Annotated in this window: 14 protein-coding genes and 1 tRNA gene; 9 read left to right on the forward strand and 6 right to left on the reverse strand. The window is 64.7% G+C overall.

Features of this window, described 5'->3' with window-relative positions; genetic code table 11:
- The first annotated feature begins 41 nt into the window (after nt 1-41).
- From E4P09_RS03235 to E4P09_RS03245, 3 genes are all read left to right on the forward strand, one after another.
- Nucleotides 42-998 (forward strand): alginate lyase family protein, encoded by a 957-nt coding sequence (locus tag E4P09_RS03235; protein WP_170984206.1) that lies wholly within the window; start codon nt 42-44, stop codon nt 996-998.
- 138 nt (nt 999-1136) lie between these two features.
- Nucleotides 1137-2546, forward strand: coding sequence for an undecaprenyl-phosphate glucose phosphotransferase (locus tag E4P09_RS03240; protein ID WP_137388126.1), 1410 nt, complete (start codon nt 1137-1139; stop codon nt 2544-2546).
- A 4-nt stretch (nt 2547-2550) separates the two neighbouring features.
- Nucleotides 2551-3243 carry a polysaccharide deacetylase family protein gene (locus E4P09_RS03245; protein ID WP_137388127.1) on the forward strand — a complete coding sequence of 231 codons (693 nt, stop codon included), beginning with the start codon at nt 2551-2553 and terminating at the stop codon, nt 3241-3243.
- Here E4P09_RS03245 and E4P09_RS03250 read toward each other — a convergent pair.
- Genes E4P09_RS03250 through E4P09_RS03260 form a run of 3 tightly spaced genes read right to left on the reverse strand, consistent with a single transcriptional unit; the run spans nt 3212 to nt 6617 of the window.
- The gene (locus E4P09_RS03250) at nt 3212-4111 is read right to left on the reverse strand and encodes a glycosyltransferase family 2 protein (protein WP_137388128.1); all 900 of its coding nucleotides are present in this window, start codon (nt 4109-4111) and stop codon (nt 3212-3214) included. The genes E4P09_RS03245 and E4P09_RS03250 overlap by 32 nt on opposite strands.
- A complete protein-coding gene (locus E4P09_RS03255; protein ID WP_137388129.1) occupies nt 4099-5397 on the reverse strand; it encodes an O-antigen ligase family protein in 1299 nt (432 codons plus the stop codon). The genes E4P09_RS03250 and E4P09_RS03255 overlap by 13 nt, the downstream gene beginning before the upstream one ends.
- Nucleotides 5394-6617, reverse strand: a complete 1224-nt coding sequence (locus E4P09_RS03260; protein WP_137388130.1) for an MATE family efflux transporter — start codon at nt 6615-6617, stop codon at nt 5394-5396. Before E4P09_RS03260 ends, E4P09_RS03255 begins: the two co-directional genes overlap by 4 nt.
- Before the next feature lie 188 nt (nt 6618-6805).
- Here E4P09_RS03260 and E4P09_RS03265 point away from each other — a divergent pair, with 188 nt between their 5' ends.
- The 4 genes from E4P09_RS03265 to E4P09_RS03280 all read left to right on the forward strand — a co-directional run bounded on the left by E4P09_RS03265 (nt 6806) and on the right by E4P09_RS03280 (nt 12428).
- Nucleotides 6806-7561 carry a WecB/TagA/CpsF family glycosyltransferase gene (locus E4P09_RS03265; RefSeq protein ID WP_170984207.1) on the forward strand — a complete coding sequence of 252 codons (756 nt, stop codon included), beginning with the start codon at nt 6806-6808 and terminating at the stop codon, nt 7559-7561.
- Entirely contained in the window at nt 7558-9867 is a 2310-nt protein-coding gene (locus tag E4P09_RS03270) for a GNAT family N-acetyltransferase (protein ID WP_338048996.1), read from the forward strand. The genes E4P09_RS03265 and E4P09_RS03270 overlap by 4 nt, the downstream gene beginning before the upstream one ends.
- A 66-nt stretch (nt 9868-9933) precedes the next feature.
- Nucleotides 9934-11415 (forward strand): GumC family protein, encoded by a 1482-nt coding sequence (locus tag E4P09_RS03275; protein ID WP_137388133.1) that lies wholly within the window; start codon nt 9934-9936, stop codon nt 11413-11415.
- Entirely contained in the window at nt 11412-12428 is a 1017-nt protein-coding gene (locus E4P09_RS03280) for a UDP-glucuronic acid decarboxylase family protein (RefSeq protein ID WP_137388134.1), read from the forward strand. Before E4P09_RS03275 ends, E4P09_RS03280 begins: the two co-directional genes overlap by 4 nt.
- A gap of 80 nt (nt 12429-12508) precedes the next feature.
- Here E4P09_RS03280 and E4P09_RS03285 read toward each other — a convergent pair whose 3' ends face one another.
- From E4P09_RS03285 to E4P09_RS03295, 3 genes are all read right to left on the reverse strand, one after another.
- On the reverse strand, nt 12509-14320 hold the full coding sequence (locus E4P09_RS03285; RefSeq protein WP_137388135.1) for a potassium/proton antiporter: 1812 nt from the start codon (nt 14318-14320) through the stop codon (nt 12509-12511).
- A 372-nt stretch (nt 14321-14692) separates the two neighbouring features.
- Nucleotides 14693-14768: transfer RNA gene (locus tag E4P09_RS03290), tRNA-Glu, on the reverse strand.
- Nucleotides 14769-14886: 118 nt separating this feature from the next.
- Nucleotides 14887-15396 (reverse strand): hypothetical protein, encoded by a 510-nt coding sequence (locus E4P09_RS03295; RefSeq protein WP_137388136.1) that lies wholly within the window; start codon nt 15394-15396, stop codon nt 14887-14889.
- On the opposite strand from E4P09_RS03295, the gene E4P09_RS03300 reads away from it, so the two are divergent.
- Both E4P09_RS03300 and rpoH read left to right on the forward strand, forming a co-directional pair.
- Nucleotides 15395-16396, forward strand: coding sequence for an RluA family pseudouridine synthase (locus tag E4P09_RS03300; protein ID WP_137388137.1), 1002 nt, complete (start codon nt 15395-15397; stop codon nt 16394-16396). The two genes, E4P09_RS03295 and E4P09_RS03300, sit on opposite strands and share 2 nt — an antisense overlap.
- Before the next feature lie 147 nt (nt 16397-16543).
- Entirely contained in the window at nt 16544-17443 is a 900-nt protein-coding gene (gene rpoH / locus E4P09_RS03305; protein ID WP_137388138.1) for an RNA polymerase sigma factor RpoH, read from the forward strand.
- Nucleotides 17444-17574 lie beyond the last annotated feature (131 nt).

The following is a 17574-nucleotide window of genomic DNA, read 5'->3' on the forward strand; positions in this document are numbered from 1 at the left end:
CAAGCGGAGGAAGCGACAGGGCAGTTTGGCTGATAGCAGCCTTGCTTCTCATCCCGTTGCTGCCGGGCACCGTCTGGGCGAACCCGACCTGCAAGCTCGCATTGCCGCCGAGCCAGCCGCTGAAAGTTGAAGGGTTTTACGCCGACAGCCAGGGGAGCGTGGTGGATGGCTCAAAGCGCGCAGCCAGGGATAAGGCGGTGGCCCCCTATGAAGCTTTCGTCCGCCTGCAGCAGCAGCGCGCGGATGCCTATCTCGTCCGTGGCGACGAGGCGGCCGGCCGCTGCGCGCTCGACAATTTGGCGCTGTGGGCCGAACGCCGTGCGCTGACCGGCCGCTGGTCCTCGCGCCAGGCCAATTACGAGCGGAACTGGTATCTCGGGGCCCTGGCCCTCGCCTATCTGAAGGTCATGGCGCTGGCCGATCCGTCGGAACGTGCTCGCATCGCGCGCTGGCTCGAGGAGATGGCCGCACCAATCCCAGATTTCCTCGCGCGGGACGACGTGCCGGAGAACAACCTGGCCTATTGGGCCGGTCTTGCGATGGCGGCCACGGCGCTGGCGACGGGCGACGGGCGACTGCGGAAACAGGCGGATGGGATCCTGGCGCAAGGCCTTGCCGCCATAGCGCCGGATGGGACCCTTCCTCTGGAAATGGAACGCGGCGGGAAGGCTCTCGACTATCATTGCTTCGCCGCAGCACCGCTTGCCGCCATGGCCTTCATGGCGAAGGCGCGCGGTGACACCGTGGACTTTGCAAGCCTCAAGCGCTTGGGCGAGCGCATTATCGCCGGCCTCCGTGACCCCTCCTCGTTCGCGGCCATGGCAGGCGCACCTCAGGAATCGCCCCCTCAATGGAACCTCGCCTGGTTCGGCTTCTATGGGGCGTTGGTCCCGACGGATAACCTGCCCCCTCATGCCGCCAACAGCCATTTCCTGGGTGGCGATGTGGCTGCCACCATGCAGGCGATAAAGACCGCGACGCGCCGAGACGTTCGTTGATGCTGCGACGCGCTGCCGCATCTCGCGGCGGTGTTCTGTGTCACCGCAATCGCGGCATCGTTCTTGCGATGCCATGGCGTAACGTCAACCTCCGGCTCCGGTCGAACCGACCGGCCTCAAACCCATGCTGATAACGCAATGACGATGGACCGCGTCGAAGGCCGCCTGTTCCTCGGTACGGGAAATCCACGGATTTCCTGGCTAGCCTTCGCGCTTACGGCCGCTGCGCTCGACGCTTCGGCGATCTTGGTCGCGGCCTTCGTAACCGGGCCAGCCTATTATCTCGCGAGCTTCGGCAACACCGACTCGCTGGCGCAGCATCTCGAATGGGGCGGCACTTTCGCGCTCGTCTTCCTCGTGATTGCCTCCGCGCGCGGATCCTATCGGTTCCGCAACTACGTCCAGTCCAAGAACCGGTTCGACGACCTGCTGCTCACGTGGACGATAACGTCCGGGATCGTGCTGGCGCTGGTCTTCCTGCTCAAAGCGGGGGCTGACTATTCGCGCGGTGCCACCGTCGTTCTCTACTTCTCCGGGCTTGCGGCCCTGTTCACCCTCAGGCTCGCCACGGCCCGACTGGCGGAAATCCTGGCGCGGTCTGCGGGTTTTGCGGCGCGCAAGGTGGTGCTGGTGGGCCGGCGCGACGACATTGCGAGCCATATGCGCCGCTATGACCTGCGCGACGTGGGGTGGAGCGCCGTCGGCATCGTCGAACTGGACAACGTGGTCGAGACTGCCGTTCAGATGCAAGGAACCATCCGGCAGCTCAGGCCGGACGATGTCATCCTGGTCGTTCCCTGGTCCGAGGTGTCGCTGATCGAGACGCTCACGGACGCCCTGATGGAAACGCCCGTTGCCATCCATATTGCGCCGGGTCCCTTTCTCGACCGCTATGCGGGCATGGGCACCGCTGGCAACGCCGCCGGGCTGATCCTGGTGCGGGCTGCGTTCCAGCGCACGGATGTCATCACCAAGCGCATCTTCGACATTGTGGTTGCCTCGGTCGCGCTGCTGCTGCTTCTGCCCGTCCTTGTCCTAACCGCCATCGCCATCAAGCTGGACAGCCGCGGGCCGGTTTTGTTCCGGCAGACGCGCCACGGCTTCAATCACCAGACTTTCCGCGTGTTCAAGTTCCGCTCCATGACGGTGATGGAGGATGGGGAGGCGTTTCGCCAGGCAACCAAGAACGATGCGCGCATCACCCGGGTCGGTCGCTGGATCAGGCGCACCAATATCGACGAGCTGCCGCAGTTCCTCAACGTGCTGCTCGGGGACATGTCGGTGGTGGGGCCGCGGCCGCATCCGGTAAACCTCAACAAGGCCTTCGACGGGCGGATCGCCTACTACGCCAGGCGTCACATCGCCAAGCCGGGGATTACCGGTTGGGCACAAGTGCACGGCCTGCGCGGCGAAACCGACACGGAAGAGAAGATGCGCGCCCGCATCGAATATGACCTCTACTATCTCCGGAACTGGTCACTGTGGCTCGACGTCAAGATCGTGCTCATGACGGTCTTCTCGCCGAAGAGCTACCGCAACGCCGGCTGATACCATGCTGCCCGACCGACTGGTGCTGACATTTCATGGGCTGGGGAGGCCGGCCGGCGCCATCGACCCGGCGGAGGCGCCCTATTGGGTCGACACGTCCGTGCTGCACGAGGCGGTGGACGCGGCGCGGCGCGACCCGCGCATCGAAATCACCTTCGACGACGGCTACGCATCAGATTTCCACATCGCCTGTCCGGTGCTGGCACAAGCGGGGCTTTCCGCCACGTTCTTCGTGCTGGCGGGCCGGCTCGGGCAGCAAGGGTCGCTCTCCAAATCAGACCTGGCCGAGATGGCAGCCATGGGCATGCGGATCGGCAATCACGGCCATGATCATGTGAACTGGACCAAATGCGCTGACGATACCTTGCGGCGCGAGCTCTATGATGCGCGCGCGGTGATCGAGGATGCAGCCGGCTGCGCCGTCGACACTCTGTCGGTGCCTTTCGGCGCCTTCGATGCCCGGGTGCTCCGCACGGCCTTCGCGGCAGGGTACCGCCGCGTCCATACCAGCTCCGGCGGGCTTGCCCATCGCGGCGCCCGCCTGGTGCCGCGCAACACGGTGCGCAGTGATCTCGACGTCGGCCGCATGATCGCGGACCTTACGGGCTGGCAAAGCCGTGCCAGGTCCGCGGTGCGCGACCCGATCCGGCGCTGGAGATATGGCGTCAATACATGGGCGGCAGATCGCGCCCCGTAATCTCCCGAAGCTTGCCGAGATTGAGCCAGGCCTTCTGCCTGAGCTTCAGCGAGCGGGCCCGGCACACCGGCCGCAACAGGGCCGCACCGGCCCCACCGATCAGCGCTTTCGCCCCGGCATCCATGTAAAAGGCGATGTGCCGCGGATCGAGCTTGCCGCCGGGGCCGATGCGCAGTCGGGCGTAGGACTGGCCCGACCGCAGCGCCCGGCGCCTGATATAGCCGAGATCGAGCCGAGCGGGCGGTGCTTCCTCATAGATATGGGCGTCGTCGGTGGCGATGATCACCGCTCCCGCACGGTGCAGACGGCTGAAGAAGTCCGTGTCCTCGCCACCCGTCCGGCCGAGCCCCACATCGAACCGCAGGCCATGCTGCTCGACCGGGGCGCGGCGGAACAGCACATTGCCCGAGCGCCCGGTCTCGAGCCTGCGGCCCCGCGGCCCCCATTCGATATAGAGAGGATTGGCGGCTGCGAGCCAGGCCGGCGTGCCCTCGGGATATTGCGGGAAGACCGGGCCGATGACCACCTCGGCCCCGAATTCCGCCGCCGCCGCGAACATGCGCACCAGCCAGTCGGATGCGACCCACTCGTCATCATCCACGAAGGCGATCCACTCGCCCTGGGCCGCGTCCAGCACGGCATTGCGCGCCGCCGATATGTTGCCCGCGCCGACCGCCAGGGCGCGGACGGGCAAGCCCCACGGTGCGCCGCCAGCGACGATGGCCGCCGCCCCGCCACCGGGATCATCGTCGGCGACGATCACCTCCGCAGCGATGCCGTCGGGAATGCGCATGGCCCCGAGCGATCGAAGGGTGCGCGCAAGGCCCGGCCGCCCGCAGCTCGCGATGCCGATGGTCAGCCGTTCCATGGCAGCTTGCTCCGAGCGCTGGCGGCAAGAGCAGCCGCGAGCACGAAGATCATGGACATGTAGTCGAACCCGCGAAACCACGCGGTCTCCAAGAGATTATAGAGCATGAGGAAGACGATCAGGGTAATGCAGAGATAGCCGAGGCTGAAGCTGCGCTTCAGCACCTGGCCGGCGGTGCCGAGGGCGGCGGCCAGCGTGAGCGTCAACAGCCCCAGGCCGAAGAAGCCGGTCTGCAGGACGATATCGACATAGCCGTTATGGGCATGCGGCATGCGGGCGACGAAGCCCGGCGCCTCCCGGAAGCTCGGCGACTCGACGCCGGTCTGCCAGAAGGACTCGAAACCGTAGCCGAGCCAGGGATGGCGCTGGGCCATGGACGAGGCGAAGGCCCAGATGTCGGTACGGGTGGTGAGCGTCGGATCGCCGAACAGAGCATAGGCGACGGACTCGAATGTCCAGACGTAACAGGCGATGCCGATGAAATAGACGAGCACCACCGCGCCGATGAGTCCCGCGACCAGGACGGGGACGGAAAGGCGGAAGGCGCGGGCGGCAATGCAAATGGCGAGTACGAGCGGCGGCACCATGAGGGCGAGGCCGAGGGAGGTTTTCGACTTGCTGAGCACCAGCAGGGCCAGCGATATCGGGATGATCACCCAGGCGAGCAGCCGGATCCGGCCGGGGCGCGCCGCCAACTGATGCAAGGCGAACAGCAGCCCCAGGGCAGCGGCTGCGCCGAGCCCGTTCTTCTGCGGGAACAGCCCTTCGTAACCCAGGGGGCCGGGCGCGGTGACCGAGACCACCGCCAAGTTGGTGATGAGTACGGCGGCCAGCATCCAGAAGATGCGGTCGACCACCCCGTCCGGGTCGTCGGCGGCTGCGATCGACAGGATCAGCGTGCCGATGATGGTGATCTGCAGGATCGCCCGCTTCAGAGCGATGTCCGGCACGATCGACCAGCCCGCCGAGACGACGAACAGACCGAGCATGAGCGCAACCAGGAGCACGGCGGGGTCGCGCAGCGCCGGGCTGCGGCGGTAGCACGTTGCGAGCCAGACGAACAGCGCGACCAGGAATATGGCGGGGAAGAAGACCTGGTTCAGCAAAGTCGACTGGTTCTCAGCGATCCGCTCGGCCAGCGCCGGGTCGGTGTCGGGGCTGCGGCCATAGAGAACGGGCCAGATGAACAGGCTGTAGAAAAGGGTGATCGCGGGGAGCCACCGCGCGAGCTTGCGTGCCCACAGCGCCGTCCCCGGGTTCACGCGGATATCGGTGGCTGTGCTCATGATGCGGGCACCAGCTGTGTCATGGGCTTACGCGCGCGGAGCACCAGCGCCAGGGACCAGACCACCGCGAGCAGCTCGCCGGCGGCCGCTGCGCCCACGGCATAGATCGGAGGAACGGTCCAGGCGAGGCCGGTGAGTGCGGCAAGCGAGACGGCGGCAGCTCCCACCGACACGAAGGCCAGCGGCCGGAACAGGCGGGCCGCCTGCAGGTAATAGCCCAGGCAGATCTGGGCGAGGCTCAGGACGGTGGTGAACCCCCAGGCGGCGGTCAGCATGGCGATCTGCGGATGACGGCCGCGGAACAAGGCCGGCTCGATCCACGGCCAGGCCGCTGCGAGAATGCCGACATAGACCAGGCTCAGGGCCAGCACGCCGGCGGTGCCCACAAATAGGACGCGACGTGCCCGGCCTGCATCACCCTCGACGATCGCCCGGGTCATGGTCGGACGAGCAATGCGCCCCCAGGCGGAGGCGAGCAGCGACATGGGGCCCATCAGGACCCGGCCTGCCTGGACCTCGCCCAGAACGTCGGCGCCCCGCAAGCCCTCGACCATGAACACATAGCCGCGATACTGCGCTTCCGTCGTGGCGGCGCCGGTGAGCGTCCAGCGCGATTCCCGCCAGGTGGAGCGGTAGGCGGCCAGTGCCTTGCCGAGTGGCGCCAGCCGTTGCGATGTCGCGGCCAGAACGACCGCCGCGGCGTTGCCGGCGGCAGTGCCGAGCAGCATGGCCTTGACGGGCTCGAGCATCGTCCACAGCACCGCAATGGCCGCGGCCGAGAGGCCGACCATGGCGGCGTCGATGACCAGGGCCCGGTGCGGCCGCATCAGCGTGAACGCCACGGCGCGCTGCGTCTCGCGCCAGAGGCCCGTCATGCACAGGGCGGCGGCAGCCAGCCCGTAGGTCATGTCGCCGCTGGTCAGCGCACAAAGACCTGCGACCAAGGGCAGCAGAATGAGCCGCAGCAGGTGATCCGCCGTCAGCAGCACCCCCAGGGTCTGTTGCTGCTCGCCCTCGGGGCGCCCGGGAAGACCAACGCCGATGGGCGTGGCGATCAGGGCGTTGTGAAGGGAAGTGAGGATCAGGAGCAGCGTGAGCGCATAGGTGAAGAGGCCGAATTGCGCTGCGGACACATGCGCCAGCAGCAGCAGGTTCAGCGCGAGGCTGAACCCGCTGAGCATAGCCTGGTCGACCAGGGATAAGGCGATCGCCGTCCGCATTTGCCGTCTCTCGTTGAGGCTCGCTTGGCCCGTGCAGGGGGCGTGCCACCGCGCGTCCCGCCTTTTCAGTGAGACAGAGGCATGAAAACTGCGACTGGCCTCCGCAGAACGATCTGGCGCCTGCACTCTCGTGCCGAAATGAGACGAGGGACCCTGCAGGCACCGTTTCGATGTGGAGAGAAAGCTTCATGCCGGCTGGCAACGACATAGCGGGGCGCGTGCGGTTCCTTGGCGCCCCTTACGACCTCAGGCCGATCGAGCAGGTGCTGTGCTCGCTGCAGGGCGCCAAGCCCGACGACTGGTTCCGGTATGTGGTGACGCCCAATGTGGACCATGTCACCAGGCTGAGGCACCGCAAGGACCTGCTGCCGCTTTATGAGAACGCCTGGCAGAGCTGGTGCGACAGCCACATCGTGCGGCGCCTGGGCTTCCTGGTCGGCCTGCGGCTGCCCCATCTCAACGGCACCGACGTGGTCGAGCGGATCTTCGCCGAGGTCCTGCGGCCGGGAGACCGGCTCGCGGTGATTGCCGCGCGGCCCCAGGTGCTGGAGGCGCTCGCGTGGAAATATCCGCAATATCAGTTCGTCGGCCATGTACCGCCCATGGGCTTCGTGGACGACCCGGAGGCCTTCGAAGCCTGCGTCACGTTCGGCGCCACCTGTAATGCGCGCTTCCTGTTCATCGCCGTCGGCGCGCCGCAGTCGGAACAGGTGGCCTATGCGATCGCCCGCCGGCCCAGCGCGCAGGGCACGGCCTTCTGCATCGGCGCGGCCATGGAGTTCATGGGTGGGGTCAAGGCCCGCGCGCCGCGCCTGATGCAGCGGCTGGGCTTCGAATGGCTGCATCGCCTGCTCAGCGAGCCGCGGCGGCTCTGGCGGCGCTATGTGATGAGCGTGGGGCCGCTTGCCATGCTGTTCGCCAGGGAGGTGGTCCGGTGGAGATGACGCGCATTTCGGTCCCGGCCCGCCCGGATACGGCGCCGCGGCCTCTCATTCTCCATATCTCGTCGGACTACCCCAACCCGATCCGCACGCCCACCACCAACGCGGTGGAACGGCTGGTCGATCGGCTGACCATGTTCGAGCAGGTGGTGATTTCGCTGCAGCGCATCGGCAATCCCTTCCGCTGCTACTGGAAAGATCTCGGCATGGTGAATGGCCGCAGGCTCGTTGCACACGGCTATTTTGCCCTGCCCTTCGGGATTGGCATGCTGCCGTCGCAATTGCTGCTCGGCCGCCGCATCGCTCGCTTCCTGAAGCAGGAAAACCTCAGGCCGAATGTGGTGCACAGCCATCGCTTCACCTTCGAAGGGATCGCCGCCTGGCTAGTCGCACGGAAGCATAAGGCCGCCCTGTTCTTTTCCGTCCGTGGGGAAGTCGAGGCCAAGGTGTTCAAGGCCAAGCCCACCTACCGGCCGCTGTTCCGGCGCATGGCTGATGATGCGGCACGGGCCTTCTACGTGTCAGCTTGGGTAAGGGAAACCTTCGAGCGGCTGACCGGCATCGATGCGGCGAAGACGCGGCCCCTGCCGAATTTCGTCGAGAACGCACAGCCGCTGATCACGCCAACGGAACCCGACCCAGTCCTGGTCACTGTCATCAACCTGGATGCCCTGGAAAAGAAGGGCCTGCCGACATTGCTGGAGGCTCTCAAGCTGGCGGGCGATGCGGTCGATGGCGTGAAGCTGGAGATCATCGGCTATGGCAGCGAGGCTGGAGCCGCGGCCGCCAAGGGGCTGATCGAACGCTACGGCCTGGCCGACCGCGCCTTCCTGCGCGGCTTCGTGCCCCATCAGCAACTGCTGGCGGAACTCCCGAAGCGGCTGGCCATGGTCATGCCGTCCCGCAATGAGACATTCGGGATGGCCTATGTGGAGGCACTATTTGCCGGGACGCCTGTGCTCTATTCCAAGATGACCGGCGTCGACGGCTATCTCGGCGGTCTCGAGGTCGGCGAAGCAGCCGACCCCTATGACGCCAAGGACGTGGCCCGCGCGCTTGCCGCCTTGGTGCGCGACAACGCCGCGTATCGGCAGAACATCCGCGAGCAGGCCGGCGAGTTGTTCCGCCGCTTCGACCCCGTTCGCAATATCGAGCTCTATCGGGACGATGCCCTGCGCTTCGCCAGCGAGGGAAAGGCCGAGCCGGTGATCGAGATCCACTGGGATATCGAGCCGCTGGAAGCCGAATGGCGGGCGCTGGAGGAGCAGGGCCACGTCACCGCCTTTCAGCGCTATGACTTCGTCGCCCCCCTCTATGCCGCGTTCCGCCGCCATGATCGTGCGGAGCCGGTCATCGTGGTGGTCCGCCCGACGGCCGGCGCGACGCCGATGATGATCCTGCCCCTCTGCGCCTATGCCGAGCGGGGATTGCGGATGATCAGCTTTGCCGATCTCCGGGTGGCGGACTACTGCGCGCCGGTTCTCGCCAAGGATTTTCCGGCGGACGACAAGTCCTGGTTTCTGGATCTCTGGCGCCGGATCGAGAGCGCGCTGCCCGCAGCGGATGTCATCCGGCTGCGCAAGCTGCCGGACAAGGTGGGTGCACTTTCAAACCCGCTTCTCCACTTGCCGATTAAGGCGCCGTTCAGCGCCATGGCCCATGGCCTGCCCATCGGCGCGCCCTGGAGCGAAAAGGCCAAGGCGGTCATGAGCAAGAACACCCTGCAGCTGCTGCGGCGCCGGGAGCGCAAGCTCGGCCAGGTCGCGCCCCTGTCGCTGCAGTTCTGCACGGGCGGGCCGGAGACCGCCGCCATCTACGATGTTCTTGCCAAGCAGCGGGTGGACCGCTTTGCCCGCCTGGGACGCGACGATCTCATGCGGGAAACCATGTGGAGCGAGTTCTACCGCGACCTCGCCTGCGGCGGCACGGCGCGGTCTATTGCCCGGCTGTTCTGGCTGAAAGTAGGCGACGAGATCGTGGCGACCGGCCTTGGCCTCGTGCACGACAAGGCATTCCTCCTGCTCATGATGGCCTTCGATATGGACCGGCATGCGCAGCTCGCACCCGGCCGGATCATGCTGTTCAAGGCCATGGACGCCTTTGCGCAGGAAGGGCTCACCTATTTCGACCTGACGGTCGGCGACGAGCCCTACAAGAAGAACTTCGGCGCCGATGACCGCGTCCTCTATGAGGCCATGTGCGCGCGCAGCTTGCAAGGCAGGCTCGGGGTCGCGGTCTGGCAGGGCCGGCGCTGGCTCAAACGCCTGCGCGGTCGCGATTTGTTGCGACGCAACGACGACGGCGACTGATCGGCACGGAGCTTGCTGAAGACCTTTTCGCCACGGCTGTCCGGGTCCTGCTTTGAGACGCAAACAATGAACATTGCCAATCACTCTCGGATCGACACGTTCTCCGGCGCGCAGATGATCGCCGCCGGGCCGGTGTCGGGCCTCGACGCCTTCAGCCGGGACGTCAGGGAAGTCTTGCGGGTCTTGTGGCGGCGAAAGACCTGGATCGTCGCGATCACCGCTCTCTTCCTGATTGGCGCGATGCTCTTCGTCCTGTTCTCGACGCCGCTCTATCGCGCGTCGGCCGAGCTGCTGATCGATCCGCGCTCGAAGCGGGTGCTGCAGACCGAGCAGGTGGTGCCCGGCGGGCTCGGCACGTCATCCCAGGGTGCGGACTCGCTGCTCGTCGACAGCCAGGTCGAGATCATCGCTTCGGATGCCGTTCTCCGGCGCGTCGTCACATCGCAAGGGCTGGATCAGGATGCCGAATTCACCAAGCCGGTGAGCCCGGGCCTTCGAGCGAAGCTGCTCGATCTGCTTGGCGAGGGGGATGCCGCAGGAAGCCGCATCGCGCAGGACCCAACCGAGCTCGCGCTCTACCACCTGCGCAAGGCGCTCTATGTGAAGCGGGTCGGCAATACCTACATCATCGAGATCTATATGCTGCTGCCAGATCCCCGTCAGGCGGCCGCGATCGCCAACGCGGTTGCGGAGGCGTACCTGGCGGAGGAGGCGCATGCGAGCTCTTCATCCACCCGGGAGACAACCGAAAGCCTGGCGGCGCGAATAGCCGAGTTGCGCACCGACGTTGAGCGGGCCGAGAGCCGGGTGGAGGACTACAGGAAAGCGCACGACCTGGTGGGCACCCAAGGCACGCTGATCAACGAGCAGCAGCTTGCCGACATGAACCAGCGCCTCGGCGCCGCCCGGGCGCAGGTGGAGGCGGCTCAGGCGCGCTTCGCGCAGGCCAAGCTGCTCGTTGGGGCCGGCCCAAGCGCCGCTTTGGCTGCAGAGGGGCTGGACTCGCCCACCCTCGCGGCGCTGCGCACGAACCTTGCCGAGATCGACCGCCGCCGTGCCGAGCTTAGCGCCGTCTTCGGTCCGGACCACCCGCAGATGAAGACCATCGAGGCCCAGCGCGCCGTCGCACAGGGCCAGCTGAGCGCCGAGCTCTCGCTCGTGGTTCAGCGGACGCGCAACGAGCTAGAGCTTGCCCGCGCCAATGAAGCTTCCCTTGCCCGAGAGCTCGACAAGCTCAAAGCCACCACGCTCGCCAACAACGAGGCGCAGATCAAGCTTCGCGAATTGCAGCGTGACGCCGACACCTCTCGCGCGCTTCTGGAAAACGTGCTGGCCAGAGTGAAGCAGAGCAGCGAGCAGGAGGCTCTGTCCACCAGCAACTTCCGCATTCTGACCAGGGCGACAACGCCCATGCGCATCGCCTATCCGCCGACCCTCATCGTACTGCTCGGGGCCCTCTGCGCAGGGCTGGCCATCGGCGCGCTGTTTGCCTGGCTTCTTGAACATTTCGCAACAAGAGCCGCTTCCCCAGAAAGGTCTGTCGCATGAACAATGTTTCCCGTCCCTTTCCGCCCACCATCGTTTCGTCCAACCGGCGCATTCTGGTCACGGGCGGGTCCGGGTTCATTGGCAGCCATCTCTGCGAGCGCCTCTTGGAGGCTGGCCAGGAAGTGCTCTGCGTGGACAATTTCTTCACCGGCAGCCGTGCCAACGTGGCGCATCTGCTCGATCACCGCAATTTCGAGCTGGTGCGCCACGACGTGACGGTGCCGCTCTATGTGGAGGTGGACGAGATCTACAATCTCGCATGCCCCGCCTCGCCCATCCACTATCAGCGCGATCCCACGCAGACCATCAAGACCTCGGTGCATGGGGCCATCAACATGCTCGGGCTGGCAAAGCGCCTGCAGGCCAAGATCCTGCAAGCCTCGACCAGCGAGGTCTATGGCGATCCCCACGTCCACCCGCAGCCCGAATCCTATTGGGGCAATGTCAATCCGATCGGACCGCGAGCCTGCTATGACGAGGGCAAGCGCTGCGCCGAAACCCTGTTCTTCTCCTATCGGATGCAGCACAATCTGCGCATCAAGATACTGAGGATCTTCAACACCTATGGCCCGCGCATGCATCCCAATGACGGCAGGGTCGTCTCCAACTTCATCATCCAGGCGCTGACCAACCAGCCGATCACCATTTTCGGGGACGGCGAGCAGACGCGCTCGTTCTGCTATGTGGACGACCTGGTGGAGGGCATGATCCGAATGATGGACCGGACACCGGACCGGGTCACCGGTCCGGTCAATCTCGGCAATCCCGGCGAGTTCACCATTCGCGCCCTGGCAGAAGCGGTTCTCGAGCTGACGGGATCGCGTTCGAAGATCGTGCAGCAACCGCTGCCCGTGGACGACCCGCGCCAGCGCCGGCCCGACATTACCCTTGCCAAGCAGCTGCTCGACTGGGAACCAACCATTGCGCTCCGCGAGGGGCTGGCGAAGACCATCGAGTACTTCGATCGATATCTGTCGAGCACCGCTGCCGCCGCTGCCAACGCCGACCGGTAGGTCCGACGGGTCTGGGTATCCACGGGACGAGCACTTCGTAAGCAGCGGCTCCTAAAGACCCGAAGGCGAAATCCAGCGGATCACTTGCCACCCGACCTTGCTTCTCGCGCTTTTTGTTTAAACCATCCCCAAATCTCTTCCCCGCTGACAAAAAGCGGAATTTGAGCCTGCCCGTCAGTCTGATCAATGGCCAAGCCAATCTCCCCGATTTGCCCATCCGCACGTACATCCCTTACGATCAGCTCAACCTCACCGCATTTAACTCTGTCGCCGACTTCAGCCGTTCCACCGAGCCGCTGCACCATGAAGTCCGCAAGAGAATGCGACAAGTAGCGCTCCGGAACCGATCGCAAGTCATATGCGTCGACGAGCGCCGACAGCGGCTTCTTGGGATCGAGCGTGAACCGGCCAAAGAATTCGGCATCGTCTTCGCTGAGCTTCTTGGGGCTGGCGAAAAGACGGTCCAGGAGCCTTACGTACTGTGGGGCGACGAAAATGTAGACGAGATCGTTTGGCTTCAGGTGTCCTGCGTATTGGTATCGCATGGATCTGCCGTCGCGAACCACGAGAGATGGGCGCGCCCAGCGGGGTAGGCGCTCACCTTGAAGGACCGGACTTTCATTCACCACGCGATAAACGAGCAGCTCGTGGTCGGATCGCCCGGGGAGATCAAGAGCCACTCGTTCAACCGGTCCAATTCTCGGGGGAATAATAAGCCCCAGCCATCGCGCCATTGGCCGGATCGTCCACCCCTGGACGAGCAGCGAGGTGAGCACGATGATGTAGGCCGTGTTGAAAAGCAGTTGGCCGTTTTCGAATCCTTCCGCCAAAGGGATGATGCCGAGCAGGATCGAAACCGCTCCGCGCAGGCCGACCCAGGAGATAAACGCCGTTTCATTGCGTTGATACCCAAAGGGAAGCAGGCAAAGCCAGACTGCGAGTGGCCGGCAAACGAAGGTCAGCGCAAGCGCGATGGCAATGGCCGGGACCGCGATGTCAAGGAATTGCGATGGCGTCGCGAACAATCCCAAGGTCAGAAACATCGAGATCTGGGCGATCCAGGTGAGCCCTTCCAGGAACCGTCGCAGACCCGCATGCCCCGTAATCCGACTGTTTCCGGCCACCAGTCCGGCCACGTATACGGCAAGGAAGCCACTGCCTCCCAGCATGCCCACCAACCCAAACAAACATATCGCCGTAGAGATGACGCCGATTGGATAAAGAGCTCCTTCGAGTGTTATCCGGTTCGCCGCGGCTACGATCGCATAACCCCCGGCGATGCCCATGACGACGCCCAGGCCTATCTGCATCACGAATCCCTCTACGATCTCATCCCAGAGGTTCTGCTGGCTCCCGCCAGCAAGGATGAGCCCAAGCAGCATCAGAGTGAGGAAAATCGCGATTGGGTCGTTCGAGCCGGACTCCACCTCGAGGGTGGAGCGCACGTGATCGCGGATCGTTATCCCGCCAACGCGCAGCAGGAAGAACACAGCGGCCGCGTCCGTGGAACCGACAATGGCGCCGATGAGGAACGCTTCCAGCCACGGGAGGCCGAACGCATAACGAGCGGCAACACCGACCAGCCCGGCGGTGAGAGCCACGCCCAAGGTTGCCAGCGTGATGGCGGGTGCCGCAGCCTGCCTGAAGGAACGAAGCTTCGTGTCGAATCCGGAGTCGAAGAGGATGATCGCTAAGGCCAAGCTGCCGATCAGATAGGCTGAATTGGCATCGTCATAGGTAATCCCTAGGCCATCCTCGCCGGCAAGGAGGCCAATTCCAAGGAATACCAGCAACAGCGGTGCGCCAAACCGGAACGCCAGTGCGCTGGTGATCACGGACGCCAGCACGAGCCCTGAGGCCACGAGGAAGGCTGGGAAAATAAGCTCTAGCATCGCGCAGCTTTCTAGATACCCTCCTTTCTGGCACGGCATCTAAGGCATTGATTCCGATTGGAACCTTATGGCCGCTGCAAATTCAGCGCGCAAGGAACATCGGGGTGCATCTGTCCGGTGCAGGTAGAATGAACGACGAGCGACTGCACGCTCGATGGCTCATTTGACAGGGCGTTCGGCAAGGCTGTGAGAAGGTCGGGGCTTCGCTGCAGATATCCGTCCCGGCCAGAACTTAGAGAGAGCAATTGAAATGGTGTAGATGGCTCTCCGGACTGCCAGTTCAGACGGCTTTATGTATCTTAGTCCGGTACCGTCCGGGCAAGTCTCGTTTGACGCGTATTGGACGAATCGAAAACCAACTAATTGAAAATTTGGCGCTCCCAAGGGGACTCGAACCCCTGTTTTCGCCGTGAGAGGGCGACGTCCTAGACCGCTAGACGATGGGAGCAGGTGCCGGCATGGTCACCAGCCTGCGCGCGGATCGTATATCGTGCTCGGCCGGGAGAAAGCAAGTGGGAAAGGCCTTGTCGGCGCGCATTGTTTGTCCGGCGGTTTGGCGCGGCCCCCTATTCGCCCTCCGCTCCTGCTGCACCCGGGCGGAGCCGGACACGGGTCAGAACTCTGCCGTTCCGGAGGTCGACGACGACGACTTCACCAGGTGCCGCGTTGTCTCCAGGCGCCGTCAACAGCGTGAGCCAGCCATCTGAGACCGCCGCTTGGACCACGCGCGTACCCGGCGGCAGGTCGACATCCACAAGCGGCTGCAATGGCTGCGCAGCCGGCCCGCTGCCGCCCGATTGAGCGGCTGCTCGGCTCGGCCGGTCCGCAACGCCGCCCTGCCCTGCCGCCGCCGGTGGTTGCGGCAAGACCGGGGTGGATTGCGCAGGAGGCTGATCGGCCATGCGGCTGGCGCGGAACACAATGGTGAGCACGATCGTGGCCAAGGCCGCCACGATCAGGACGCCCAGGATGATGCAGATCGCCTTCAGGATCCTTATTTTACGCGCGTCCGGCTGGGGAAGGGCAGCGCCAGCCGTTGACGCGGGCGATGAAGGATGTGACGGCTGTGCGGCCATGACAGACGAGTTCCAGGACATCAGGGAGATCACCGTCGCCGACGCGGAACAGGGTGAACGCCTCGATCGGCTGCTCGCCCGCCATTTCGGCGACATCAGCCGGTCCCGCATGAAAGCCCTCATCGAGGACGGAAGGGTCACCGCCGACGGCTGCAAGATAGGTGAGGCGCGCTACCGGGTCAAACCCGGCGAAAGGATCAGCTTGGCAGTGCCCCCACCCGTGCCGGCGGAACCGGAGCCCGAGCCGATCCCGCTGAACATCGTCTACGAGGATGATCAGCTCATCGTGATCGACAAGCCCGCGGGGCTTGTGGTGCACCCCGCTGCCGGAAACTGGACCGGCACCCTGGTCAACGCGCTGATCGCCCGTTGCGGCGACAGCCTTTCGGGCGTCGGCGGCGTCCGCCGGCCCGGCATCGTCCACCGCCTCGACAAGGACACCACCGGCCTTCTGGTGGTGGCGAAGACGGACCTGGCTCATGCTTCGCTCTCCGAACAATTCCAGGCCCATGGCCGCGACGGCCGCCTGGAGCGCGTCTATACGGCCCTGGTCTGGGGAAAACCCGCGCGACTCCGCGGGACGGTGAGCACCCAGCTCGGCCGCATGGACAGCAACCGGCAGAAGATAGCGGTCCTGCGGCAAGGGGGACGGAGCGCGATCACCCACTACGAAACTGCGGGCTCAACCGAGGATGGCTTGGTCTCGTGCCTTCGCTGCAGGCTCGAAACGGGGCGCACCCATCAAATTCGCGTGCACATGGCTCATATCGGCCATCCGCTTCTGGGCGATGTGGTATACGGGCGCGGCTTCGCCACCCGCGCCAACAAGCTGCCGGATCCGGCCAAATCGGCCCTGGTCGGCCTAAAACGCCAGGCTCTCCATGCCCAGCGTCTTGGCTTCGACCACCCGGTGACCGGGCAGCACTTGGTGTTCGAAAGCCCGTTACCTGCGGACATGGCAAATTTGGCCCACTCGCTAAAATTTCACTCCCGGAACTGATCCATTAGCGAGGGATTTGCGTAACTATAGGCGAAACCAAGGGTGGGATGCCTCACCAAGGCCATATAGGCTCAGTAGGATCCTGGCCAACCAGAGAGAGCAGAGGATAAACGGCCATCCGGCCGCCCCTCGGAAAAGGGGGACAGAATGAGCAAGATCATGGTTCCAACCATCACCAGCGACGGCGGGCTGTCGCGGTATCTCCAGGAGATCCGCAAGTTCCCGATGCTGAAGCCCGAGCAGGAGTTCATGCTCGCCAAGCGCTGGCGCGAAACCGGCGACAGCGAGGCGGCTCACAAGCTCGTGACCAGCCATCTGCGCCTCGTGGCGAAGATCGCCATGGGCTATCGCGGTTACGGCCTGCCGGTCTCCGAGATCGTCTCCGAAGGCAATGTCGGTCTCATGCAGGCCGTGAAGCGGTTCGATCCCGATAAGGGCTTCCGACTCGCTACGTATGCCATGTGGTGGATCCGCGCCTCGATACAAGAGTTCATCCTGCGCTCGTGGAGCCTCGTGAAGATGGGCACCACGGCCAGCCAGAAGAAGCTGTTCTTTAACCTGAGAAAGGTGAAGGGCCAGATCCAGGCGCTGGAGGAAGGTGACCTCAACCCGGATCAGGTGTCGGAGATCGCCACCCGCCTCGGCGTGCCGGAGGAGGACGTCATCTCCATGAATCGGCGCCTGTCGGGCGATGCATCACTGAACGCGCCCTTGCGCGCGGAGTCTGAAGGCGAGTGGCAGGATTGGCTGGTGGACGAAGAGGCCAACCAGGAAACGAAGCTTGCTGACCTGGAAGAGATGACGGTCCGCCAAGGGCTGCTGGCCCGCGCCATGGACAAGCTGAATGAGCGCGAGCGTCGCATCTTCGAAGCGCGCAGGCTGTCCGACGAGCCGCTGACCCTTGAGGATCTGTCTCGGGAGTTCGGCGTGTCGCGGGAACGGATCAGGCAGATCGAGGTCCGCGCCTTTGAAAAGGTGCAGAAGGCGGTGCGCAACGAGGCCCAGGCGGCGCTTGCCGCGCCGGCCGGCACAGGCGCTCTGGCCTAAGATCCGCAACCGGCAGCAGGCCCGCTGCCGAACGACAAATACGGAGAAGCGCAGGCCATTCATGGTCTGCGCTTTTTCTTTTGGGGCTTGTCTCTCAGGTGGCATTTGGTAGACATCCGACCCGCGATATG

The sequence above is a fragment of the Rhodoligotrophos defluvii genome, from assembly GCF_005281615.1.
Lineage (GTDB): Bacteria > Pseudomonadota > Alphaproteobacteria > Rhizobiales > Im1 > Rhodoligotrophos > Rhodoligotrophos defluvii.